Origin of the sequence: Pseudomonas sp. PD9R, assembly GCF_019200975.1 — a bacterium.
Taxonomy (GTDB): Bacteria; Pseudomonadota; Gammaproteobacteria; order Pseudomonadales; family Pseudomonadaceae; genus Aquipseudomonas.
Map to the genome: position 1 here is coordinate 1 of NZ_JAHTMR010000013.1, position 23,148 is coordinate 23,148.

At 58.1% G+C, this 23,148-nt stretch carries 24 protein-coding genes; 9 read left to right on the top strand and 15 right to left on the bottom strand.

Features of this window, described 5'->3' with window-relative positions; all coding sequences use genetic code 11:
• Nucleotides 1–296: 296 nt before the first annotated feature.
• Nucleotides 297–1,496 (bottom strand): tyrosine--tRNA ligase, encoded by a 1,200-nt coding sequence (gene tyrS / locus KUF73_RS22490; RefSeq protein ID WP_218440218.1) that lies wholly within the window; start codon nt 1,494–1,496, stop codon nt 297–299.
• A 212-nt stretch (nt 1,497–1,708) separates the two neighbouring features.
• Between tyrS and KUF73_RS22495 the strand changes: the two genes are divergently transcribed.
• The gene (locus tag KUF73_RS22495) at nt 1,709–3,127 is read left to right on the top strand and encodes a peptidoglycan DD-metalloendopeptidase family protein (protein ID WP_218440219.1); all 1,419 of its coding nucleotides are present in this window, start codon (nt 1,709–1,711) and stop codon (nt 3,125–3,127) included.
• Nucleotides 3,128–3,130: 3 nt separating this feature from the next.
• Complete coding sequence (locus KUF73_RS22500; RefSeq protein ID WP_218440220.1) at nt 3,131–4,222, top strand: anhydro-N-acetylmuramic acid kinase; 1,092 nt, start codon at nt 3,131–3,133, stop codon at nt 4,220–4,222.
• 66 nt (nt 4,223–4,288) lie between these two features.
• On the opposite strand, the gene erpA is transcribed toward KUF73_RS22500, so the two are convergent.
• Together erpA and argC are read right to left on the bottom strand one after the other, a co-directional pair.
• Nucleotides 4,289–4,639 carry an iron-sulfur cluster insertion protein ErpA gene (erpA, locus tag KUF73_RS22505; protein WP_007906865.1) on the bottom strand — a complete coding sequence of 117 codons (351 nt, stop codon included), beginning with the start codon at nt 4,637–4,639 and terminating at the stop codon, nt 4,289–4,291.
• 168 nt (nt 4,640–4,807) lie between these two features.
• Nucleotides 4,808–5,842: an N-acetyl-gamma-glutamyl-phosphate reductase gene (gene argC / locus KUF73_RS22510; RefSeq protein WP_218440221.1), complete on the bottom strand. Its 1,035-nt coding sequence runs from the start codon at nt 5,840–5,842 to the stop codon at nt 4,808–4,810.
• Between the two features lie 135 nt (nt 5,843–5,977).
• On the opposite strand from argC, the gene hemJ reads away from it, so the two are divergent.
• From hemJ to coq7, 6 genes are all read left to right on the top strand, one after another.
• Nucleotides 5,978–6,409, top strand: a complete 432-nt coding sequence (gene hemJ / locus KUF73_RS22515) for a protoporphyrinogen oxidase HemJ (protein WP_218440222.1) — start codon at nt 5,978–5,980, stop codon at nt 6,407–6,409.
• Between the two features lie 33 nt (nt 6,410–6,442).
• A complete protein-coding gene (locus KUF73_RS22520; RefSeq protein WP_218440223.1) occupies nt 6,443–7,411 on the top strand; it encodes a nitronate monooxygenase family protein in 969 nt (322 codons plus the stop codon).
• A 75-nt stretch (nt 7,412–7,486) separates the two neighbouring features.
• Nucleotides 7,487–8,437, top strand: a complete 951-nt coding sequence (locus KUF73_RS22525; protein ID WP_218440224.1) for a DUF805 domain-containing protein — start codon at nt 7,487–7,489, stop codon at nt 8,435–8,437.
• A 61-nt stretch (nt 8,438–8,498) separates the two neighbouring features.
• On the top strand, nt 8,499–9,287 hold the full coding sequence (locus tag KUF73_RS22530) for an SDR family oxidoreductase (RefSeq protein WP_218440225.1): 789 nt from the start codon (nt 8,499–8,501) through the stop codon (nt 9,285–9,287).
• Between the two features lie 81 nt (nt 9,288–9,368).
• Nucleotides 9,369–9,707 carry a histidine triad nucleotide-binding protein gene (locus tag KUF73_RS22535; protein WP_053162884.1) on the top strand — a complete coding sequence of 113 codons (339 nt, stop codon included), beginning with the start codon at nt 9,369–9,371 and terminating at the stop codon, nt 9,705–9,707.
• Nucleotides 9,708–9,882: 175 nt separating this feature from the next.
• On the top strand, nt 9,883–10,530 hold the full coding sequence (coq7, locus tag KUF73_RS22540) for a 2-polyprenyl-3-methyl-6-methoxy-1,4-benzoquinone monooxygenase (RefSeq protein ID WP_218440226.1): 648 nt from the start codon (nt 9,883–9,885) through the stop codon (nt 10,528–10,530).
• 174 nt (nt 10,531–10,704) lie between these two features.
• Here the strand turns inward: coq7 and speD are convergent, their stop codons facing one another.
• Nucleotides 10,705–11,499 (bottom strand): adenosylmethionine decarboxylase, encoded by a 795-nt coding sequence (speD, locus tag KUF73_RS22545; RefSeq protein WP_218440227.1) that lies wholly within the window; start codon nt 11,497–11,499, stop codon nt 10,705–10,707.
• Nucleotides 11,500–11,737: 238 nt separating this feature from the next.
• Complete coding sequence (locus tag KUF73_RS22550) at nt 11,738–12,160, bottom strand: OsmC family protein (protein WP_008061600.1); 423 nt, start codon at nt 12,158–12,160, stop codon at nt 11,738–11,740.
• A gap of 223 nt (nt 12,161–12,383) precedes the next feature.
• Between KUF73_RS22550 and crp the strand changes: the two genes are divergently transcribed.
• The gene (gene crp, locus KUF73_RS22555; RefSeq protein ID WP_218440228.1) at nt 12,384–13,028 is read left to right on the top strand and encodes a cAMP-activated global transcriptional regulator CRP; all 645 of its coding nucleotides are present in this window, start codon (nt 12,384–12,386) and stop codon (nt 13,026–13,028) included.
• A 10-nt stretch (nt 13,029–13,038) separates the two neighbouring features.
• On the opposite strand, the gene KUF73_RS22560 is transcribed toward crp, so the two are convergent.
• The 10 genes from KUF73_RS22560 to KUF73_RS22605 form a co-directional block, all read right to left on the bottom strand.
• The gene (locus KUF73_RS22560) at nt 13,039–13,740 is read right to left on the bottom strand and encodes a lipoate--protein ligase family protein (protein ID WP_218440229.1); all 702 of its coding nucleotides are present in this window, start codon (nt 13,738–13,740) and stop codon (nt 13,039–13,041) included.
• Between the two features lie 130 nt (nt 13,741–13,870).
• On the bottom strand, nt 13,871–14,707 hold the full coding sequence (trpC, locus tag KUF73_RS22565; protein WP_218440230.1) for an indole-3-glycerol phosphate synthase TrpC: 837 nt from the start codon (nt 14,705–14,707) through the stop codon (nt 13,871–13,873).
• Complete coding sequence (trpD, locus tag KUF73_RS22570; protein WP_218440231.1) at nt 14,704–15,753, bottom strand: anthranilate phosphoribosyltransferase; 1,050 nt, start codon at nt 15,751–15,753, stop codon at nt 14,704–14,706. Before trpD ends, trpC begins: the two co-directional genes overlap by 4 nt.
• A gap of 9 nt (nt 15,754–15,762) precedes the next feature.
• Nucleotides 15,763–16,356, bottom strand: coding sequence for an aminodeoxychorismate/anthranilate synthase component II (locus tag KUF73_RS22575; RefSeq protein WP_218440232.1), 594 nt, complete (start codon nt 16,354–16,356; stop codon nt 15,763–15,765).
• A 112-nt stretch (nt 16,357–16,468) separates the two neighbouring features.
• The gene (trpE, locus tag KUF73_RS22580; protein ID WP_218440233.1) at nt 16,469–17,950 is read right to left on the bottom strand and encodes an anthranilate synthase component I; all 1,482 of its coding nucleotides are present in this window, start codon (nt 17,948–17,950) and stop codon (nt 16,469–16,471) included.
• A gap of 70 nt (nt 17,951–18,020) precedes the next feature.
• Nucleotides 18,021–18,839: a phosphoglycolate phosphatase gene (locus tag KUF73_RS22585; protein ID WP_218440234.1), complete on the bottom strand. Its 819-nt coding sequence runs from the start codon at nt 18,837–18,839 to the stop codon at nt 18,021–18,023.
• Nucleotides 18,836–19,510 carry a ribulose-phosphate 3-epimerase gene (gene rpe, locus KUF73_RS22590; RefSeq protein WP_218440235.1) on the bottom strand — a complete coding sequence of 225 codons (675 nt, stop codon included), beginning with the start codon at nt 19,508–19,510 and terminating at the stop codon, nt 18,836–18,838. Before rpe ends, KUF73_RS22585 begins: the two co-directional genes overlap by 4 nt.
• A gap of 92 nt (nt 19,511–19,602) precedes the next feature.
• Nucleotides 19,603–20,751 carry an iron-containing alcohol dehydrogenase gene (locus tag KUF73_RS22595; protein WP_218440236.1) on the bottom strand — a complete coding sequence of 383 codons (1,149 nt, stop codon included), beginning with the start codon at nt 20,749–20,751 and terminating at the stop codon, nt 19,603–19,605.
• Nucleotides 20,752–20,969: 218 nt separating this feature from the next.
• Nucleotides 20,970–21,794 carry an ABC transporter permease gene (locus tag KUF73_RS22600; RefSeq protein WP_218440237.1) on the bottom strand — a complete coding sequence of 275 codons (825 nt, stop codon included), beginning with the start codon at nt 21,792–21,794 and terminating at the stop codon, nt 20,970–20,972.
• A 12-nt stretch (nt 21,795–21,806) separates the two neighbouring features.
• Complete coding sequence (locus tag KUF73_RS22605) at nt 21,807–23,054, bottom strand: ABC transporter permease (RefSeq protein ID WP_218440238.1); 1,248 nt, start codon at nt 23,052–23,054, stop codon at nt 21,807–21,809.
• Between the last annotated feature and the right edge of the window lie 94 nt (nt 23,055–23,148).

A 23,148-nucleotide genomic window follows, 5' to 3' on the forward strand; every position in this document is an offset into this window, starting at 1 on the left:
TTCTACAGCAGCCTCATTTGCTGTCAAGTGGTTATTTTCAGAAGCTTTCAAAACTTCCTGAACAACTTCAACCACTTGCGCTTCAGATCTCTCGTCAGCGGGAGGCGAATTCTACAGCGTTACTCGCTGCTGTCAACACCTCTTTTTCAACTTCCTTTTGGCTTCGATGACCTGAAGCAACTTGCTGCCGAAAACTGCGTAACTCTTTGTTTACAAAGGAGTTTTCCGTTTCGACTGCGCCGGAAGTGGGGCGAATTATAGGCTTCTAAAATTCGCCGTCAACACTTAATTTAGGTTTATTCGGATTTGAGCGTAATACGTGCAAATGCCTTCTTGCCCGCCTGACAAACATGAGTCGCGCCCAGCACGTATATAAAGGAGCGATCAACAACCTCACCATCTATACGCACACCACCAGAGCCGAGCAGATCCCGAGCCACCGCCGAGTTCTTCACCAAGCCTGCCTTATTAAGCACAGCAGCGATCGGCATATCCTCAGCAGCGGTCAATTCGATCTCAGGCAGATCATCCGGCAGCTCGCCATCCTTCATGCGGTTACCCGCCGCACGGTGAGCATTGGCCGCAGCCTCTTCACCATGGAAACGAGCAACAATCTCTTCAGCCAGCTTGATCTTGATATCACGCGGATTGGCACCCGCCTCTACATCAGCACGGAAGGCATTGATCTCATCCATAGAGCGGAAGCTGAGCAGCTCGAAGTAACGCCACATCAACGCATCCGGAATGGAGACCAGCTTGCCGTACATGACGCCCGGAGCTTCCTGGATACCTACATAGTTGCCCAACGACTTGGACATCTTCTTCACGCCATCCAGACCCTCAAGCAACGGCATGGTCAGAATGCATTGAGCTTCCTGACCATAACCACGCTGCAGCTCACGCCCCATCAGCAGGTTAAACTTCTGATCGGTACCACCCAACTCCACATCCGCACGCAAGGCAACCGAGTCATAACCCTGGACCAGCGGATAGAGGAACTCGTGAATGGCGATTGGCTGATTGGTGGTGTAACGCTTGTCAAAGTCATCGCGCTCAAGCATACGAGCCACGGTGTACTGCGAGGTCAGCCGAATGAAGTCGGCCGGCCCCATCTGATCCATCCAGGTGGAGTTGAACGCCACTTCAGTCTTGGCCGGATCTAGAATTTTGAAGACTTGAGTCTTGTAGGTCTCGGCGTTCTCGAGAACCTGCTCGCGAGTCAACGGAGGACGCGTCGCACTCTTGCCGCTCGGATCACCAATCATCCCGGTGAAGTCACCAATCAGGAAGATCACCTGGTGACCCAACTCCTGGAACTGGCGCAGCTTATTAATAAGCACGGTATGACCCAGGTGCAAATCCGGCGCAGTCGGATCGAAGCCCGCCTTAATACGTAGCGGCTGGCCACGCTTGAGCTTTTCGATCAGCTCGGACTCGACCAACAGTTCTTCCGCACCACGTTTGATCAGCGTTAGCTGCTCTTCAACCGACTTCATAACAGACCCGCAAGGCTCAGATTCAAAGGGAACCAACCATACAAGATCGCGCGTCAAATACAAGGTTTGCCCGGCGCACGGCCGCCAATCCACGGACAGAGTGCCCGCAGACTTGCTTCAGAGATGATTTGGTTATATTTTATACAGTTATTTCATCTTCATCATGTCATTCATCTTTTCCAATTCATCTTTTTCAAAGTCAAAAATTACTTATGACCAAAGAATCGTCTAAAGCGCCACCGCTTTACCCGAAGACTCACCTGCTCGCTGCAAGTGGCATCGCCGCTCTTTTGAGCCTGGCGCTTCTGGTATTTCCTTCCAGTGATGTTGAAGCCAAAAAGACGACCTTGAGTCTTGAACTGGAAAGCCCTGCTGAACAACTGACACAAGATCAAGACGCTGCTGACGCCGTCCAAGCCACAAATGAGCCCGTAGCTTCTCCTTTCGCGCAGATCGACAACAGCGCAGAAGATGCTCAAGAAACCGCTGAAGCTGCGCCTGCACCGGCCGTAGAAGAAAAGAAGGCCCCGAACCACAGGGAAGTGATCGTCGCCAAGGGCGATACCCTCTCCACCCTGTTTGAGAAGGTCGGTCTTCCTGCCACTTCGGTACATGACGTGTTGGCCAGCGACAAGCAGGCCAAGCAATTCAGCCAGCTCAAGCACGGCCAGAAACTTGAATTCGAATTGAGCCCCGACGGCCAATTGACCAGCCTGCACAGCAAGGTCAGCGACCTCGAAACCATTACCCTGTCCAAGAATGACAAGGGTTACTCGTTCAACCGCATTACTGCCAAGCCAACCGTACGCTCCGCCTATGTTCATGGCGTGATCAACAGCTCGCTGTCGCAGTCCGCCGCTCGCGCCGGTCTTTCCCACAGCATGACCATGGACATGGCCAGCGTGTTTGGCTACGACGTGGACTTCGCCCAGGATATTCGCCAGGGCGACGAGTTCGATGTGATCTACGAACAGAAAGTCGTCAATGGCAAAGCCGTCGGCACTGGCCCGATCCTGTCCGCACGCTTCACCAACCGCGGCAAGACCTACACCGCCGTGCGTTACACCAACAAACAAGGCAACAGCAGCTACTACACCGCTGACGGCAACAGCATGCGCAAGGCGTTTATCCGTACCCCAGTAGACTTCGCCCGCATCAGTTCCAAATTTTCCATGGGACGCAAACACCCGATCCTGAACAAGATCCGTGCCCACAAAGGCGTGGACTATGCTGCGCCGCGTGGTACGCCGATCAAGGCAGCCGGTGACGGCAAGGTCTTGCTGGCCGGTCGCCGTGGCGGCTACGGTAATACCGTGATCCTCCAGCACGGCAATACCTACACCACGCTCTACGGCCACATGCAAGGTTTCGCCAAAGGCGTGAAGACTGGCGGCACAGTGAAACAGGGCCAAGTGATTGGCTATATTGGCACCACGGGTCTCTCCACCGGGCCGCACCTGCACTATGAGTTCCAGGTCAATGGTGTACACGTCGACCCACTCGGCCAAAAACTGCCAATGGCTGATCCAATCGCTAAAGCCGAACGCGCACGCTTCCTCGCACAGAGCCAGCCGCTGATGGCGCGCATGGAACAGGAAAAAGCCACGCTGCTGGCTTCGAGCAAGCGTTAAGTCATGGCGCTTTATATAGGTGTGATGTCCGGGACCAGCCTTGATGGCCTGGACATTGCGCTGATTGAACAAGCCCCGGCAATCAAGCTGATCGCCACCCACTACATTCCCATGCCTGAATCTCTGCGCGCCGAGCTGCTTGGCTTGTGCGCCAGCGGCCCGGACGAAATTGCCCGCTCCGCCATCGCCCAGCAGAAATGGGTGACACTGGCAGCACACGGTATTCACACCCTCCTCGCTGAACAGCACCTCAACCCTGACGACATTCGTGCGATCGGCAGCCACGGCCAGACCATTCGCCATGAACCCGCGCGCGGCTTTACTGTGCAGATTGGCAATCCGGCCCTGCTGACGGAGCTGACTGGCATCACCGTGGTCAGCGATTTCCGTAGCCGTGATGTCGCCGCTGGCGGTCAAGGCGCGCCGCTAGTCCCGGCCTTCCATGAAGCTTTATTTGATGAACAGGCAGGCAATCGCGCAGTGCTGAACGTCGGTGGTTTCAGCAATCTCAGCCTTATCGAGCCCGGCAAGCCTGTTGCCGGTTTCGACTGTGGCCCAGGAAACGTACTGCTGGATGCGTGGATTCAACAGGAACGCGGCGACAACTACGATCGTGACGGCCTGTGGGCCGCTAGCGGCAAGGTCGAACCAACGCTGTTGAAGGCTCTGCTCAGTGATCCATTTTTCGTGACAAAGGGACCGAAGAGTACTGGCCGGGAAGTATTTAACCTGCCATGGCTATTGCAGCACCTGGCACAGCTACCTGCCTTCACAGCAGAGAACGTGCAGGCAACGCTGCTTGAGCTCACCGCCCTGACCGTCATCGAATCACTGCAAAATGCTCAAGCAGATACTCAGGAATTGCTGATCTGCGGCGGCGGCGCGCACAACACCACCTTGATGAAACGATTGGCCGACCTGCTGCCAAACGCGAAGGTCAGCAGTACCGCCACTCATGGCGTTGACCCCGACTGGGTCGAAGCCATGGCCTTCGCCTGGCTGGCTCACTGTTGTCTTGAAGGTATCGCGGCCAATCGCCCGAGCGTTACCGGAGCCCGCGGCCTGCGCGTGCTCGGCGCCATCTACCCGGCATAAACGCCAGACAGCAAAACGCCGCAGAGCCCTGAGGCCATGCGGCGCTTGGTGATGCTGGCGCGCTGATCAGATCGAGAACGAAGAGCCGCAGCCACACGTGGTGGTCGCATTCGGGTTCTTGATGACGAAACGCGAACCTTCCAGACCTTCCTGATAATCCACCTCGGCACCTGCCAGGTACTGGAAGCTCATCGGATCAACTACCAGACTCACACCTTCGCGCTCGACGATGGTGTCGTCATCGGCCACTTCTTCATCGAAGGTGAAGCCGTACTGAAAACCTGAACAACCGCCGCCCGTAACGAATACGCGCAGCTTCAAGCGATCATTCCCCTCTTCATCGACCAGGCTCTTCACCTTGTGCGCGGCACCGTGGGTGAATTGCAAAGCCGTGGGGGTGAAGGATTCGACGCTCATGCTGACTATCTCCCGGCGTTACGCCGTCATATTGCGTGATGACGCGCATTATCCGCTTCTCCTAGAAAAGCGGTCAACTATTGTTATGGTATATCAACCAACCCAATCGCCTGCCCGGAATGCAAAAAGGCCCGTTCAACGGGCCTTTTTACTACGCTCAAATTTGCGTTACGGAAGCATGCCCGCGTGGGACAGCCCAAGACGCTCATCCAGCCCGAACAGAATGTTCATGTTCTGAACCGCCTGGCCCGATGCCCCTTTGACCAGGTTGTCGATCACCGACAGCACCACCACCAGATCACCGTCCTGCGGACGATGCACGGCGATACGGCACACATTGGCGCCGCGTACGCTACGGGTTTCCGGATGGCTACCGGCCGGCATGACGTCGACGAACGGCTCGTTGGCATAGCGCTTTTCAAACAGCGCCTGCAGATCTACCGAACGATCCACCACAGTTGCGTAGAGCGTGGAGTGAATGCCACGGATCATCGGCGTCAGATGTGGAACGAAGGTCAGACCCACATCCGTGCCCGCTGCGCGACGCAGACCCTGGCGAATTTCCGGCAGGTGACGATGCCCTTTGACGGCGTAGGCCTTCATGCTTTCCGACGTCTCGGAGTACAGCGAACCCACTGCAGCACCACGACCAGCACCGCTTACACCGGATTTACAGTCGGCGATCAGGCGCGAAGCATCGGCCAGACCTGCTTCAAGCAGTGGCAGGAAACCCAATTGCGTTGCAGTCGGGTAGCAACCCGGCACCGCGATCAGCCGCGCCTGTTTGATCTGCTCACGATTGACTTCCGGCAAGCCGTAAACCGCTTCTTCCAGCAGCTCCGGCGCGCCGTGTGGCTGGCCGTACCACTTGGCCCACTCATCGGCGTCTTGCAGACGGAAGTCTGCCGACAGGTCGATTACTTTGGTCCCGGCCGCCAGCAACTCGCCCGCCAGCGCATGCGCAACGCCGTGCGGCGTAGCGAAGAACACTACATCACAAGCGCCCAGGGTTTTGATGTCCGGAACACTGAACGCCAGGCCGTCGTAGTGACCTCGCAGGTTCGGGTACATGTCGGCCACGGCCAGGCCAGCCTCGGATCGAGAAGTGATGACAACCACTTCAGCTTGCGGATGCTGTGCCAACAGACGCAGCAGTTCGACACCGGTGTAACCCGTGCCGCCGACGATACCGACCTTGACCATAAACCTGCCCTCAACGAACCCACTGGAAAGCCGTCGATAATAGGGCCCGCATCGTCCTGCGACAACCGGCAAGGTGACGTGCGGACGCTCTACCCTCTACTATCTTTGCCACTGTGAACCTGGGAATAACTAAAAATGCTTTATCTGTGGCTCAAAGCTTTTCACATCATCAGCGTCGTGTGCTGGTTTGCCGGCCTTTTTTACCTGCCGCGCCTGTTCGTTTATCACGCGCAAAGCGAAGACGCTGTCAGCAAGGAGCGCTTCAGCATCATGGAGCGCAAGCTGTATCGCGGCATCATGGCGCCGGCGATGATCGCGACCCTGATTTTCGGTGGCTGGCTGATTAGTCTCAATCCCGGCGCCTACTTCAGCCAAGGTGGCTGGATGCATGCCAAGCTGACCCTGGTGGTGCTGCTGATCGGCTACCACCACATGTGCGGCGCCCAAGTGAAGCGTTTTGCCCGTGGCGAAAACACCCGCAGCCATGTCTTTTATCGCTGGTTCAATGAAGTGCCGGTTCTGATATTGCTGGCTATCGTAATTCTGGTCGTCGTTCGACCGTTCTAAATCCAATAGTTACAACTCACCGGGGTACTTCCAATGTCGCTGCCCGCTCTGCTCGAACAACGTTTGCGCCTACCCGTGGTGGCAGCACCGATGTTCCTGATTTCCAATCCGCAACTGGTGCTCGCCTGCTGCCGTAATGGCGTTGTCGGCAGCTTTCCTGCGTTGAACCAGCGTGAAAGTAGCGGGTTCAAGGCGTGGCTGGAGGAAATCGAAACCGGCCTGGCGGCACTGGAGAACCCCGCGCCTTACGCGGTCAATCTCATCGTCCACAACAGCAACCCGCGACTGCAAGCGGACCTTGCGATCTGCGTCGAGCATAAGGTGCCGATCGTGATCACCAGCCTCGGCGCAGTGAAAGAGCTAGTCGATGCCGTCCACAGCTATGGTGGCCTGGTGTTTCATGACGTGACGACTCGCCGCCACGCAGAGAAGGCCGCCGAAGCCGGCGTGGACGGTTTGATCGCCGTCGCCGCTGGTGCCGGTGGGCATGCAGGGACCTGGAGCCCGTTCTCGCTGATCGCCGAGATTCGCCAGTTCTTCGACAAAACCCTGTTGCTGGCCGGCTGCCTGAACCACGGTCACGAAATCCTCGCTGCGCAATTGCTCGGTGCGGACCTGGCCTACTTCGGCACTCGATTTATCGGCACTACCGAAAGTCACGCACCTGACGCCTACAAAGAGATGCTGCTGACTGCCAGAGCCGCAGACATCGTCCATACTCCAGCGGTGTCCGGCGTACCGGCGAGTTTCATGCGCCAAAGCCTGGAAGCCGCCGGTTTCGACATGGCGGCACTGCAGAACAAGGGTGATGTCAATTTCGGTTCCAAACTCAAGCCCATCAGCGATGAAGCCAAAGCCTGGAAAACTGTGTGGTCCGCGGGCCAGGGCGTGGGTCAAATCAATGACTTGCCGAGCGTTGATCAGTTAGTCGCGCGCCTCGACGCGGAGTATCGCAAGGCACTGGAGCACGCGGCGCAACTGCCCAAGCGCTGGCCGCGTTGAAAGAAAGCGGGCCGGCTGCGCTGGCTGGCCCTACTCTCCCCTTATTCAAACACTCGCGACAAGGATGCCTCGGCAATGAGCGAAACCCGTTTCAAGATCGTATTCGACGGCACGCTACTGCCCGGCGTTGATATCACCACCGCCAAACTCAATCTCGCCGCGCTATTCAAGAGTGACGTTGCTGCCATCGAGCGTCTGTTCAGCGGCAAACCGGTCGCACTTAAACGCGACCTGTCCCAAGTCGACGCACAGACCTACCTGCAAGCGCTGAAGAAAACCGGCATCGATGCCCGCATCGAGCCCGATCCCTCGATCGAGCTGAACCTGTCCGACGTTCACGATCACGCGCCCGTTGGGGCACACGCGCAATCCCCTTACGCACCGCCGCAAGCCAACGTCGGAGAACGCGCGCCCGAATTTGCCACACTCAAGCCATTCGGTGTGGAAGGACGGATCGGGCGCTTGCGTTTCCTTGCGTGGTCGATGGTGCTGAGTCTCATCACGATAGCCGTTGTCGGCGTATTTGCCGTGATCGGCCTGGCGCTGGTCAGTACCGACTCAACCGCAGGCCTGATCATCGGCGGCATTCTGGCCTTCGGCCTGTGCGTAGCGTTCCTTATCGCCAGTATCCTGATCAGTGTTCAGCGCCTGCACGATATCGGCTGGTCGGGTTGGCTCTGGTTGCTGAACCTTGTGCCGTTCGTGGGCAGTTTCTTCCCGCTGCTGTTGCTGGTGGTGCCCGGAACCAACATCGCCAACCGCTATGGCGCACCACCACCGCCCAACAGCACAGCGGTCAAGGTGCTGTCGTCGTTATGGGTGGTGTTGATTGCGTTGCTTATAGTCGGCGCATTGGCGGGCGGTATCTCGGCAATTCAGGACGAATACGAAAGCACCCTGGAAAGCAGCTACCAGAGCGGCTCAGTCACCACCGATGAAATCGATGTCGAGACCGAACCCGCACCAAATTCCGCTGACGATGCAGCCGAAGAAGCCCAGCCCCCTGTAGACTCTGCGCAAGAATGAACAGCGCTCCCCGCGCGCGACACCTGCGTCGCGGCGCGGAGCTGTTGCGATGGAGAACTGCATGACCCGTTACGCTCTGATCACTGGCGCTTCCAGCGGTATCGGCCTGGCACTGGCCGAAGCGCTGGCCCGGCGCGGCCGCAGCCTGATTCTGGTGGCCCGACAGCGTGATCAGCTGGAAAGTATTGCAATTGAACTGACTCAACGTTTTGGCGTGGAAGTGTTGTTCCGTGCCTGTGACCTGGGCGAGCCGTTGCGGCTGTCCGGTTTCCTGCTGGAGCTGGAGGAAGGTGACCGACAGATCGATTTACTGGTCAACTGCGCCGGTATCGGTACTTGCGGCCCGTTCCTCGCGCAGGACTGGATGACCGAGCAAGACCTCATAGAAGTAAACATTCTGGCGCTGACTCGCCTGTGCCATGCCATCGGCAACAGCATGGCCTTGCAGGGTGGCGGGCAGATTCTGAATGTGGCCTCGGTCGCAGCTTTCCATCCCGGCCCTTGGATGAGCACCTATTACGCCAGCAAGGCATACGTGCTGCATTTTTCCGAAGGCTTGCGCGTCGAGCTGAAAAAATGCGCGGTCAAGGTCTCGGTCCTCTGCCCCGGCCCGACTCGCACCGGTTTTTTCCGCACCGCTCAACTGGACACCGACAAACTGGCCAACAGCAAATTGCTGATGAGCCCGGAAGAAGTCGCGCTCTACACCGTCAGGGCCCTGGATAAAAATCGCGCAATCATAATTCCGGGACGCCGCAACCGCTGGTTCGCTGCCCTGCCCCGGTTTGGCTCGCGCTGGCTGATCCGCACAATCACCGGCATGCTCATCAAGGCTCACTGCCCACGCTAATCGAGCTACAAGGTAAAACGCTGGGCTCGAACAAATCCCATGAGTACACTCAGGCCAGCCCAAACAACGGAGAAAACAGCTGTGGATACTCTGTTCACCAAGATCATCAACCGGGAAATCCCGGCGAAGATCATTTACGAGGACGACCAGGTACTGGCCTTCCACGACATCGCCCCACAGGCACCGGTGCATTTTTTGGTAATTCCGAAGAAAGCGGTGCGCACCCTGAATGACCTGACCGAGGACGACAAGGCATTGGCCGGGCACATTCTGTTCACCGCCCAGCGTCTGGCACTGGAACTGGGTTGTGAAAAAGGCTTCCGCGTTGTCATGAACTGCAATGAAGAAGGTGGGCAGACTGTCTATCACATTCATATGCATGTGCTGGGTCAGCGCCAGATGCATTGGCCGCCGGGCTGATTCAACACGCCCATGTAGGAGCACGGCTTGCCGGCGATGGCGTGATTGAGATCGCCATCGCCGGCAAGCCGTGCTCCTACAGGTTTGGTGGTACTCCCACCCAGAAGTGACCCAGCGCAAACCTTCCCCGGCCGATTGGGTTAAACTGGCCGCCGAGATTCCCCTGGAGGTCAGCATGACTACCCAACGTCACTATTCGCCAATTGACCGACTTCTGCTGCAAGCCGATGCCGCGATGCGTACTTTGCTGCCCTCCAGTGGCCAGCCGTACCGTCCGTCGCCCGCCATCGTGCAGCCGGATGCGAAAATGAGCGACGAAGACACCCGTCACGTTGCCGGCCTGATGCGCATCAACCATACCGGTGAAGTCTGCGCCCAGGCGCTGTATCAGGGCCAAGCGCTGACCGCCAAGCTGCCGCAAGTGCGCGCCGCCATGGAGCATGCCGCCGAAGAAGAAATCGACCATCTGGTCTGGTGCGAACAACGCATCCATCAGTTGGGCAGTCACACCAGCATTCTCAATCCGCTGTTTTACGGCATGTCTTTCGGGATTGGCGCGGTTGCCGGGTTGATCAGCGACAAAGTCAGCCTGGGGTTTGTTGCGGCGACCGAAGATCAAGTGTGCAAGCACTTGAACGAACACCTTGAGCAACTACCGGCCGAAGACGAAAAGTCCCGGGCGATTCTTGAGCAAATGCGTATTGATGAAGAGCAGCATGCTGAAAGTGCGCTGGAGGCTGGTGGTTTTAGATTTCCAGCACCGGTGAAGTTCGGGATGAGCTTGATGGCGAAAGTAATGACCAAGAGTACTTATCGAATCTGACGTCAGTTTTTTTGTAGGAGCGAGCCTGCTCGCGAAAAACCTGAGGACGACACGTTCATCCAGAAAACACGCGTTATCGTTAACGCCCATCGCGAGCAAGCTCGCTCCTGCAAGGGCTAGACACGAAAAAGGCGACTACCGTGAGGGAGTCGCCTTTTTTGTGCTCGTTGAATCTTAGTTCGACATGTTGCGCGCGTAGAAGATTTCGAGCATTTCGTGTTTCACACGATCGGTCACCTGAGCACGTTGTTCCGAGGACAGGTTGCTGGTGGCGTCGCCGAACAGGTAGTTATCCAGTTCGAAATTCTTCAGCAGCATTTTGGTGTGGAACAGGTTTTCCTGGTACACGTTCACGTCGGTCATCTGATACGCGTCGCGGGTGTCTTCGGAGAGGTAGTTCTGGATCGAGTTGATCTCGTGGTCGATGAAGTGTTTCTTGCCTTCAACGTCACGGGTGAAACCGCGCACACGGTAATCCACGGTCACGATGTCCGAATCGAACTGGTGAATCAGGAAGTTGAGCGCTTTAAGCGGTGAAATGACGCCGCACGTCGACACGTCGATATCCACACGGAAAGTTGCAATACCGTCGACCGGATGGATTTCCGGGTAGGTGTGCACCGTGATGTGGCTCTTGTCGAGGTGGGCCAGGATAATTTCGGGCAACGGGCCCGGAGATTCTTCGATCTGGCTGTCGGTCGGCGTCACCGGCTCTTCAGAGATCAGAATCGTGACGCTGGCGCCCTGCGGCTCATAATCCTGACTGGCGATGTTCAGGATGTTGGCACCAATGATATCGACAACTTCTGTGAGGATCTGCGTCAGGCGCTTGGCGTTGTACTCTTTATTGATGTACTCAACGTAAGCCTGTTGGTCTTGCGGGGTTTCCGCGTAGCAGATGTCATAGATGTTGAAGCTCAAGGTCTTTGTCAGGTTATTGAACCCGTGGAGCTTGAGTTTGCTTTTCACCGTTAAAAACTCTCTATGTATTGCGGCCCGGCCGCGTGATCAAGCATGCCCGTCAGATGCGAACGACGCACCTGCGTAGGACGGTTAACACCTCTTCGCGATGGCGATTTTGGTTGTCTGTTCGGGTGCGCGGCCTGTCGGCTGACTGACCACTACCCTGAAAAAAGTGGCGCATTATGCAGACGTCGGCTTGGGATCGCCAGAGTCTGCACTGCTTTTATGATAGTTGAATGTCGATTCAACCGAGCTCGATGATTTCGTAGTCGTGGGTAATCTCGACACCAGCGGCGCCGAGCATGATCGATGCCGAGCAATACTTCTCGGCCGACAGCTCGATGGCACGCTTGACCTGGGCTTCTTTCAGGCCACGGCCCTTGACCACGAAGTGCATGTGAATCTTGGTGAAAACCTTTGGGTCTTCGGTCGCGCGCTCGGCTTCGAGGAAGGCTTCACAGCTTTCGACCGCCTGACGGGACTTCTTGAGGATGCTGACCACGTCGAAATTGCTGCAACCGCCGACACCCAGCAGGAGCATTTCCATTGGCCGGACACCCAGGTTACGACCGCCAGCATCGGGCGGACCGTCCATAACCACGACATGACCGCTACCGGATTCGCCGAGGAACATGGCTTCGCCAGCCCATTGGATGCGTGCCTTCATCGCCAAGACTCCACTGTATAAAAAAGGGTCGCCAGCTTAGCACAGGCCCCGAGATTGACAGCGTCCGCCTTCCTAGGACATAACCTTCCGCCGTGTAGGTAAATTCTCGAATATTGCAAGAAGTGTCTGTTAAGCTGACGCCAATTCGCTGGCGCTTAGCCAGCTTTGCCGCAGCTTCCGCTATTCATAAAAAAACACCGTGCAGTCTTTTCGGGATTCAACCATGGTTGCTATTGCCCCAACCCCCAAAATCAAGAACCTCGACAAACTGTTGATGCATTGCCAGCGTCGTCGCTATCAGGCCAAGAGCAACATCATTTGTGCCGGCGACCGCTCCGAAACCCTGTCCTTCATTATTAAAGGCTCGGTCACCATTCTGATCGAGGATGACGACGGCCGCGAAATGATCATCGCGTACCTGAACGCCGGGGATTTTTTCGGTGAGCTGGGTCTGTTTGAACAAGCAGGACAGGAACAGGAACGCAGTGCCTGGGTGCGCGCCAAGGTCGAATGCGAAGTTGCGGAAATCAGCTACACGAAATTCCGTGAGCTTTCGCAGCAGGATCCAGACATTCTTTACGTGGTAAGCGGACAAATCGCACAACGCCTGCGTAACACCACACGCAAGGTCGGTGACCTGGCGTTTTTTGACGTGACCGGTCGTGTCGCCCGTTGCCTGCTGGAACTGTGCAAGCAACCCGACGCGATGACCCACCCCGACGGCATGCAGATCAAGGTAACCCGTCAGGAAATCGGGCGGATAGTCGGATGTTCCCGTGAGATGGTCGGTCGCGTACTCAAGGATCTGGAAGAACGCAACCTGGTGGACGTCAAAGGCAAGACCATGGTGGTCTTCGGTACGCGCTAAGCTCGCAAACTTAGTCGCTGAACATCTGCGCCAGCATCAGTCGGTAAAGTGCATCGAGACGCTCAAGCGCATCGGGCGCCGAGAACTTCTCATGCAGGGCGATGTGGCTTTCGGCGCGCACCCGCTGCTCCAGACCGCAGGCCTCGTTAAAGCGATTGACCGCCGCTACCATCGATTCGCGCTCGTCATCCAGCAGCATCGCACCGTGCACCAATCCCACCGGACGTTGGCCACCCTGGCTCTGGCGCCAGCGTTGGGCAGTGCCGACCATTTTGCGTCCGTCGAGGTTGACGTTGAATCGGCCGTCGCAGAAAGCGCCTTCGATTTCACCTAGCGACGAAGTGCCACCCAGTTCATCCAGCAACTGACAGATCGGGTCGCACAGACGCCGGTAACCGGATTCGATGCGGTTCAGATCGCCTTCGCTGCGCGGTGGTGCGTAAACCAGTGCGATGTTGATCGTTGTCGCTGATTGCGGAACCGGTTCGCCACCGGTTTCACGCAGCAGCACCGGCCAGCCGGCAGCGGCGGAGACTTCACAGGCGTGGTCGAAGCCGGGTAGCCGGTTCAAGCGGCGCGGCATGACCAAGGCACGATCGCTCGGTTGCCAGAAGAGCAAGCCGAATTCCGCGTCGCCGGCGCAGACTGACGCCAACAAATCCTGCTCGGCTTGCAGTCCGGCTTCGATGGTCAGGGAGATAGGTGAGCTCATAAGGTCTTCCATAGGACGGTCAGTCTGTGGTGCATCTTATGCCGCCTTCGCGAGCAGGCTCACTCCCACATGAGATTTTTGGCGGCCCAGGATCTTTTGTAGGAGCGAGCCTGCTCGCGCAAGGGTTGACTCAGTCGAGGGTCGATCCGCTGACAGGAACGCCACGCTCAGGGAAGAACAGGCGCTGCAACTCAGTACCCGGGCTTTCGGCGCGCATGAACGCCTCACCGACCAGGAACGCGTAAACGTCGCTGATTTCCATCAGTTCGACATCAGCACGGTTGAGGATCCCACTCTCGGTGATCACCAGACGATCACGTGGAATACGCGGCAACAGGTCGAGGGTCGTTTCCAGGCTGACATCGAAAGTGTGCAGGTTGCGGTTGTTCACGCCGACCAGAGGCGTGTCGAGGGTTTTCAAGGCCCGCTCCAACTCGTCGCCATCATGGACTTCCACCAGCACGTCAAGGCCGACGCTTTTGGCAACCGATGCCAACTCGGCCATCTTCACGTCGTCCAGAGCGGAGACGATCAACAGCACGCAATCCGCGCCCAGCGCCCGGGCTTCGACGATCTGGTACGGATCGATCATGAAGTCCTTGCGGATCACCGGCAGTTTGCACGCTGCACGGGCCTGCTGCAGGTATACATCGGCGCCCTGGAAGTAATCGATATCGGTGAGCACCGACAAACAGGTCGCGCCGCCCTTCTCGTAGCTTTTAGCGATATCGGCAGGAACGAAGTTCGCGCGGATCACACCTTTGCTCGGCGACGCTTTTTTGATTTCAGCAATGACTGCCGGCTGCTTCAGCTTGGCCTGGGCCAGCAACGCCTTGGCAAAGCCACGGGGTGCATCGGCCGCCTTGGCCAGACTTTCCAGCTCGGCGAGGCTTACGCGAGCACTACGCTCGGCAACTTCCTCGACCTTGCGCGCCAGAATGTTCTCCAGAACCGTCGGTACACTCATCCCTCATTCTCCACTTTGAATACCGCGGTAAATGCACCCAGCTCTTCGAGTTTTTCCCGAGCGAGGCCGGTGTGCAGCGCATCGTGCGCCAGGGCAACACCCTCTTTCAAACTGCTCGCATGGTCGGCGGCGTACAACGCGGCACCGGCATTGAGCATGATCATCTCGGCGGCTTTCTGACCGTTTTCGGTCTTGCGCTTGCCTAATGCATCACGAATCAACTCAAGGGACGCCGCTGGGCTGTCCACCGCCAGGCCGTGCAGGCTCTGGCTCTTCATGCCCAAATCTTCCGGCTCGACCCAATACTCGGTGATCTGGTCATTTTTCAGTTCTGCGACAAAGGTCGGCGCTGCCAGGCTGAACTCGTCCAGACCATCCTTCGAATGCACCACCAGCACATGCTTGCTGCCCAGGCGCTGCAAGACTTCGGCCAATGGCCGGCACAATGCCTGGGTGAACACGCCCACCACCTGATGTTTCACACCGGCCGGATTCGTAAGCGGGCCGAGCATGTTGAACAGGGTACGCAAGCCGAGATCACGGCGCGGGCCGGCAGCGTACTTCATGGCACTGTGGTGGGTCTGGGCAAACATGAAACCGATGCCGACGTTATCGATGCAGCGCGCCACCTGAACCGGGGTCAGGTTCAGGTAGATACCCGCCGCCTCCAGCAAGTCGGCACTGCCACTTTTGCCCGAAACCGCACGGTTACCGTGCTTGGCCACGGTGCAACCGGCCGCCGCGACCACGAACGAGGAAGCGGTCGACACGTTGAAAATATTGGCACCGTCACCGCCAGTACCCACCACATCGACCACGCCGTCGAGGGTCTTGAGTTCGACCTTGTCGGCCAGTTCGCGCATGACCGACACGGCACCAACGATTTCGTCGATGCTTTCGCTCTTCATGCGCATGGCCATCATGAACGCGCCAATCTGCGCGTCGGTGCATTGGCCAGTCATGATTTCGCGCATCACATCGCGCATTTCATCGGTGCTGAGGTCGAGGTGATCGACGATACGGCCCAGGGCTGTCTTGATATTCATGAAAAGTCCTTAGCGCGTGCCGCCGGTTTGTTTGAGGAAGTTCGCGAACAGTTCATGGCCCTGCTCGGTGAGGATCGACTCAGGGTGGAACTGCACGCCTTCAATGTTCAGTGTCTTATGGCGCAGGCCCATGATCTCGTCGACCGAACCGTCTTCGAGCTGGGTCCAGGCTGTTAGCTCCAGGCAATCCGGCAGGGTTTCGCGTTTGACGATCAACGAATGATAGCGGGTAACCGTCAGCGGATTGTTCAGGCCAGCGAACACACCTTTGTCCTCGTGGAAGACCGGGCTGGTCTTGCCGTGCATGACTTGGCGCGCACGAACCACATCGCCGCCAAAGGCCTGGCCGATGGACTGATGGCCCAGGCACACACCAAGAATCGGCAGCTTGCCGGCGAAATGCTTGATCGCCTCAATCGAAATGCCGGCTTCGGTCGGCGTGCACGGACCTGGAGACACGACGATGCGCTCAGGGTTGAGGGCTTCGATTTCAGCAATGGTGAGTTCATCGTTGCGCACGACTTTGACCTGGGAGCCCAGCTCACCAAGGTATTGCACAACGTTGTAGGTAAAAGAGTCGTAGTTATCGATCATCAGCAACATGGCGTTAAGAACCTCTTGAATTCACTGACTACTAATACAGCCTCGGATGAATCGCCCGCTGCGGCCTGCGCTTGATTGGTCAAGGCGGCCGGCATACGAGTCAGTTCATGGGTCAGCTTTCTGGAGTTTGTTCAGCCAGGGCAACGGCGCGGAACATCGCGCGGCGCTTGTTCAGGGTTTCTTCCCATTCCAGCGCCGGCACCGAGTCGGCAACGATGCCGCCACCGGCCTGCACGTGCAGTTCGCCGTTCTTGATCACCGCCGTGCGAATCGCAATGGCGGTGTCCATGTTGCCGTTCCAGGCGAAGTAGCCGACGGCGCCGCCGTAGACGCCACGCTTCACCGGTTCCAGTTCGTCGATGATTTCCATCGCGCGAATCTTCGGTGCGCCGGACAAAGTGCCCGCCGGCAGGATCGCCCGCAGTGCGTCCATCGCCGTCAGCCCGGCTTTCAGTTGGCCGGTGACGTTGGAGACGATGTGCATCACATTGGAATAACGCTCGATGACCATTTTCTCGGTGAGTTTCACCGAACCGATTTCCGAGACGCGACCGGTGTCGTTACGACCCAGGTCGATCAACATCAAGTGTTCGGCGATTTCCTTATCGTCGGACAGCAGGTCTTTTTCCAGCGCCAGGTCAGCTTCTTCGCTGGCACCACGCGGACGAGTGCCGGCGATCGGGCGCACGGTGATGAGATTGTCTTCGACCCGCACCAGCACTTCCGGGGAACTGCCGACGACGTGGAAGTCACCGAAGTTGAAGAAGTACATATAAGGCGTCGGGTTGAAGCAGCGCAGCGCGCGATACAGATCGATTGGCGCAGCCTTGAAGTCGATCGACATGCGCTGGGACGGCACGACCTGCATGCAGTCGCCGGCCAGGATGTATTCCTTGATGGTGTCGACGGCTTTTTCGTAATCGTCCTGGGTGAAACTGGAGCGGAACACCGGATCAGCCGACTGCTGCTTGCTGAAATCCAGGCCACGACGCGGGGTAATCGGCTGACGGAGTTTTTCCAGCAGCTCTTCAAGGCGTGCGCGACCTTGTTCGAAAGCGTCTTCCTGCGCCGGGTCGGCCAGGACGATTGCATGCATCTTGCCGGCGAGGTTGTCGAACACCACCACCGCATCGGAAACCATTAGCAGAATATCCGGCACGCCTAGCGGGTCCGGGTTCGGACACTTGCCCAGACGCTTCTCCACATAACGCACGCAGTCGTAACCGAAGTAACCCACCAGGCCACCGTTGAAGCGTGGCAGGCCAGCGATGGTCGGCACGTTGTAACGGGCCTTGAAAGTTTCGACGAAGGCCAGCGGGTCTTCCACGTCGTGGCTTTCGGTCTCGACGCCATCAATCGTCACGCTGACGTGATGGTCGTGAACCCGCAGCACGGTGCGGCACGGCAAGCCGATGATCGAGTAACGGCCCCACTTCTCGCCGCCCTGTACGGATTCCAGCAAGTAGGAATTAGGCTCGTCGGCCAGTTTCAGGTAGATCGACAGCGGAGTGTCAAAGTCGGCCAGGGTTTCGCAGGCAAGCGGGATGCGGTTGTAGCCGGCAGCGGCCAAACGCAGGAATTCTTCGCGGATCATGAGGTGCCTCGTGGCTTGAGGATCAAACAGTCAGGTATGCAAACGCGCCGGACAACCGGCCAGGATCAAGTCAGGCGCGCCAACGCCAGCGGGCCAGGGCCTTGATGACTTTCATCCAGAGTTTGCGAGTGACCACCACGATGGAGTTTCCAGGAGGGGATTGAACAGCGTCGGGCAACGTTATCTCAGCGCAAAGATCCAGGCAACCGGGAATTAGCTTGCGCAGATCGTCGATCACCAGTGTCGGCGACTCTTCGGCGATCGGGCGACCGTGGTTGTAGCCGTAACTCAGGGCCACGCACTTGACCCCTGCCGCTTTCGCCGCCAGCACATCGCTGCGCGAATCGCCGACGAACAAGGATTGCGACGCCGGGATGTTGGTCATCTTCATCACGAAAAACAGCGCAGCCGGGTCCGGTTTTTTCTGCGGCAAGGTATCGCCGCCGATGATCAGGCGAAAATAACGACCGATTTTCATTTGATCCAACAGCGGCGCGACGAAACGCTCCGGTTTGTTGGTGATCAGTGCCATTTCGACACCCTGCTTGTGCAGCCACTTCAGGGTGTCGCGCACGCCGGGATAGACCACGGTCAGCTCATGGCTTTCACCATAAGCCTGCATGAAGATTTCCAGCGCATGCTCGGCTTCGACGTCATCGACCGCCGAGTGATCGATGCTACCGGCCAGCGCACGGCGCACCAGAACCGGCGCACCATTGCCAACCCACTCGCGCACCGACTCGATGCCGGCGGGTTTGCGGCCCAGTTTGAGCAGCATGTTATCCACAGCCGCTGCGAGGTCCGGGACCGAATCGATCAGCGTGCCATCCAGATCGAACATCACCAGCCTTGGCAGACTTCCCGGGAACAGCTGCTCAAAACCACTCATGGGCGAGCCAGTGCCAGTTCGGAACGCATCTTGTCGATAACTTCCTGGTAGTTCGGCGCATTGAAGATCGCGGAGCCGGCAACGAAGGTGTCGGCTCCCGCCGCAGCGATTTCACGAATGTTGTTCACGTTGACGCCGCCGTCGATTTCCAGGCGAATGTCACGACCGGAAGCATCGATCAGCGCACGTGCTTCACGCAGCTTGTCGAGGGTGCCGGGGATGAATTTCTGCCCGCCGAAGCCCGGGTTGACGCTCATCAGCAAGATCATGTCGACCTTGTCCATCACGTACTTGAGCACGTCCAGCGGGGTCGCCGGGTTGAACACCAGGCCCGACTTGCAGCCACCTTCGCGGATCAACTGCAGGGAACGATCGACGTGTTGCGTGGCTTCCGGGTGGAAGGTGATGTAAGTCGCGCCGGCCTCGATGAAGTCGCCGACGATGCGGTCCACCGGGCTGACCATCAGGTGTGCGTCGATCGGCGCAGTCACGCCGTATTTACGCAGCGCTGCGCAAACCATCGGGCCGATGGTCAGGTTGGGCACGTAATGGTTGTCCATGACATCGAAGTGCACGAAGTCGGCGCCAGCGGCCAGGACGTTGTCCACTTCGTCACCCAGGCGGGCAAAGTCGGCGGAGAGAATCGACGGAGCAATTACGAAGGGCTGCATGACGCACCTTTTCTGAGCAAAATCACGATGGCGCGCATTGTATACCTCATGCTTTGACGCGCGCACCGTGACCGCGATGATTGGGCTTTTGCCTAGTACGCCGCGCGGTAGATTTTCTCGATATCGACAGCACTCAGTTTGCGCGGATTATTGCGCATCAGACGCTCGATGCCGGCCGCCTCCTCGGCCATGGCCGAAATGGCGTCCTCGGGAACCCCGAAACTGCGCAGTCCTGCCGGAATTTCCACCGCCGCGCACAAGTCGCTCATGGCCTCCACGGCTTTATCGGCCGCTTCATTGACACTCAGATGAGCGGTCTTGACGCCCATGGCTTCGGCAATATCTTGCATGCGTTCGACGCACGCCATCTTGTTCCAGGTCATGACATAAGGCAGCAGCAAGGCGTTGCTGACGCCGTGAGCAATATTGAAACGCCCACCCAGCGGATACGCCAGCGCATGCACCGCGCCGACCCCGGCATTGCCGAACGCCATGCCGGCCATCAGGCTGGCGGTGGCCATGTCTTCGCGGGCTTGCAGATTGGATGGATTGGCGTAGGCCTTGGGCAACGCCTTGGCGATCAGCTTGATGGCACCAATGGCGAGGGCGTCGGTAATGGGTGAGGCATTCACCGACAGATAGGATTCAATGGCATGCACCAGCGCATCGACGCCACTGGCTGCCGTAACGCTGCGCGGGCAAGTCAGGGTCATTTGCGGGCTGACCAGCGCCACATCCGGCAATAGATAGTCGCTGACAATACCCTTCTTCAGTTGCGCGACCTTGTCGGAAAGGATCGCAACATTGGTCACTTCCGAGCCGGTGCCGGCGGTGGTCGGGATGGCGATCAGCGGCGGACCTTTGCGCGGCACCTGATCGATACCGAACAAATCCTCCAGAGCGCCGTGATAACCGGCATACGCAGCCACGCTTTTGGCAATGTCGATGGCGCTGCCGCCACCCAGGCCGATCAACCCGTCATGCCCGCCTTCGCGGTAGACCCGCATGCAGTCTTCGACGATGGCGATCTCCGGATCGGGCAGCACCCGGTCGAAGATTTCATAGGTCCGATCCCCCATCTGCGCCAGCGCCAGCTCGACGGTGCCGGACTTGACCAGTGCGGCGTCGGTGACGATCAGTGGGTTGTCGATGTCCAGGCGTGTCAGTTCCGCCGCCAGTTGCTCGATAGCCCCTGCGCCGGTGATCAGTTTGTGTGCGATTTTGAAAGAGGAAAGACTCATTGTGCGCAGCCTCTTATAGGTAGGGGAGCTGGGCACAATAGTAGCTGGGGTTTTGGCGTAGTCTCATATTCAGGCCATGAATGACCCCACAACCCAAACCTACACAAACCCCTGTAGGAGCTGTCGAGTGAAACGAGGCTGCGATCTTTTGATTTTTAAAGATCAAGATCAAAAGATCGCAGCCTCGTTTCACTCGACAGCTCCTACAGGGGATTGCGTCAGACCTGGGCGGTGCGCAGTTTTTCGCTGCGGCCACGCAGCCATTCCAGGGTCAGCAACAGGATCACCGAGAAGGCGATCAGCAGTGTCGCGGCGGCGGCGATGGTTGGGCTGAGGTTTTCGCGGATACCGCTGAACATCTGCCGTGGCAAGGTCGCTTGTTCTGGGCCGGCAAGGAACAGCGTTACTACGACCTCATCGAACGAGGTGGCGAAGGCGAACAGCGCGCCGGAAATCACACCCGGCGCAATCAATGGCAAGGTCACGCGACGAAATGCCGTCAGTGGCGACGCACCAAGGCTGGCAGCAGCGCGCACCAGGTTCTGGTTAAACCCCTGCAATGTCGCCGACACCGTGATGATCACGAACGGCACACCCAACACCGCGTGCACCACGATCAGCGAGAAGAAGCTGTTGCCCAGGCCCAGCGGTGCAAAGAACAAATAACTCGCCACACCGATGATCACCACCGGCACCACCATCGGCGAAATCACCAATGCCATCACCAGCGCCTTGCCAGGGAAGTCGCCACGGGTCAGGCCAATGGCCGCCAATGTACCGAAGACCATCGCCAGCACCGTAGCCGCCGGGGCGACGATGATGCTGTTCTTCAACGACCGCATCCACTCGGCCGAGGCAAAGAAGTCCTGATACCAGTGCAGCGAGAAACCTTGCAGCGGGTACACCAGGAAACTGCCGGAGTTGAACGACAGCGGAATGATCACCAGCACCGGCAGGATCAGGAACAACAGAATCAAGCCGCAGAGAATCCGCAAGCTGTAGAACCACACCCGCTCAATGGGCGACATATAAGGACTCAGCATTTCGTTCTCCCTTTAGCTCAAGCGCAGGCGGCTAGCGCCCACCAGCCAGCTGTAAATCAGATAAAGCACAACGGTCGCCAACAGCAGCAACCCACCGAGCGCGGTTGCCATGCCCCAGTTGATGCTGGTGTTGGTGTAGAAAGCGACGAAGTAGCTGACCATCTGATCGTTCGGGCTGCCCAGCAAGGCCGGGGTGATGTAGTAGCCAATGGCGAGGATGAACACCAACAGGCAACCAGCGCCGACACCGGCATAAGTCTGCGGGAAGTACACCCGCCAGAAACTGGCGAACGGATGGCAGCCGAGGGAAATCGCGGCACGCATGTAGGTCGGCGAGATGCCTTTCATCACGCTGTAGATCGGCAGAATCATGAACGGCAGCAGGATGTGCACCATCGAGATGTAGACACCGACGCGGTTGAACACCAGCTCGATCGGCTTATCAATGATGCCCATGGCCATCAGGCCGCTGTTGATCAACCCGCCTGATTGCAGCAACACGATCCACGCGGCGACGCGCACCAGAATCGACGTCCAGAACGGCAGCAGAACCAGAATCATCAGCAGGTTACTTTGGCGCGACGGCAGGTTCGCCAGCAGGTAAGCCAACGGATACGCCAACACCAGGCAGATCGCGGTGATGACCAGGCCCATCCAGAAGGTCCGGGCGAAGATGTCGAGGTAGATCGCCTGGTCCGGGGTGGCCGGGGCGATTTCGCCGAGGTCGTCGATGCGATGGTCGACCGCAGCCAGCAAATAGTAAGGCGTGATGCTGCTGGTGTTGCGGCGTACGGCTTGCCAGTAGGCCGGGTCGCCCCAGCGCTCGTCGAGGCCTTCCAGTGCTTCTTTATAAGAGGCGGGTTCAGTGGCCAGCGGCAACGCGCGAGCGGTTTTGGTCAGCAGGCTGCGGTAGCCGGCCAACTCCATATTCAGGCGCTTGGACAAATCGCCCAGGGTTTGATTCTTGCGGGCGTCGGCGAGGTCTTCGGCGGCCGCTTTGTAAACCGGTTCAGCGGGCAGGCCTCGGCCGTCCCAACTGGCGATAGCCGCAACAGTGCGCGGCATGCCGCCGACCACTTCCGGGTTACCGACACTTTTGTAGAGCAGCGCCACGATCGGCACCAGGAACACCAGCAACAGAAACAGCACCAGCGGCGCGATCAAGGCTTGGGCCTTCCAGCGGTTGACCCGCTCGGCGTGCTTGAGCCGCTGCTTCAAGGTGGGGTCAGTGCCCGCGTTCAGGGGAACGGCGATAGCCATGGCGTACTCCGGAAATCTTTGGATGGGCGGCATCGCACACAGCGATGCCGCATTACATCAACACGCATTGAAAACGCCGGCCCTGCAGGAGCTG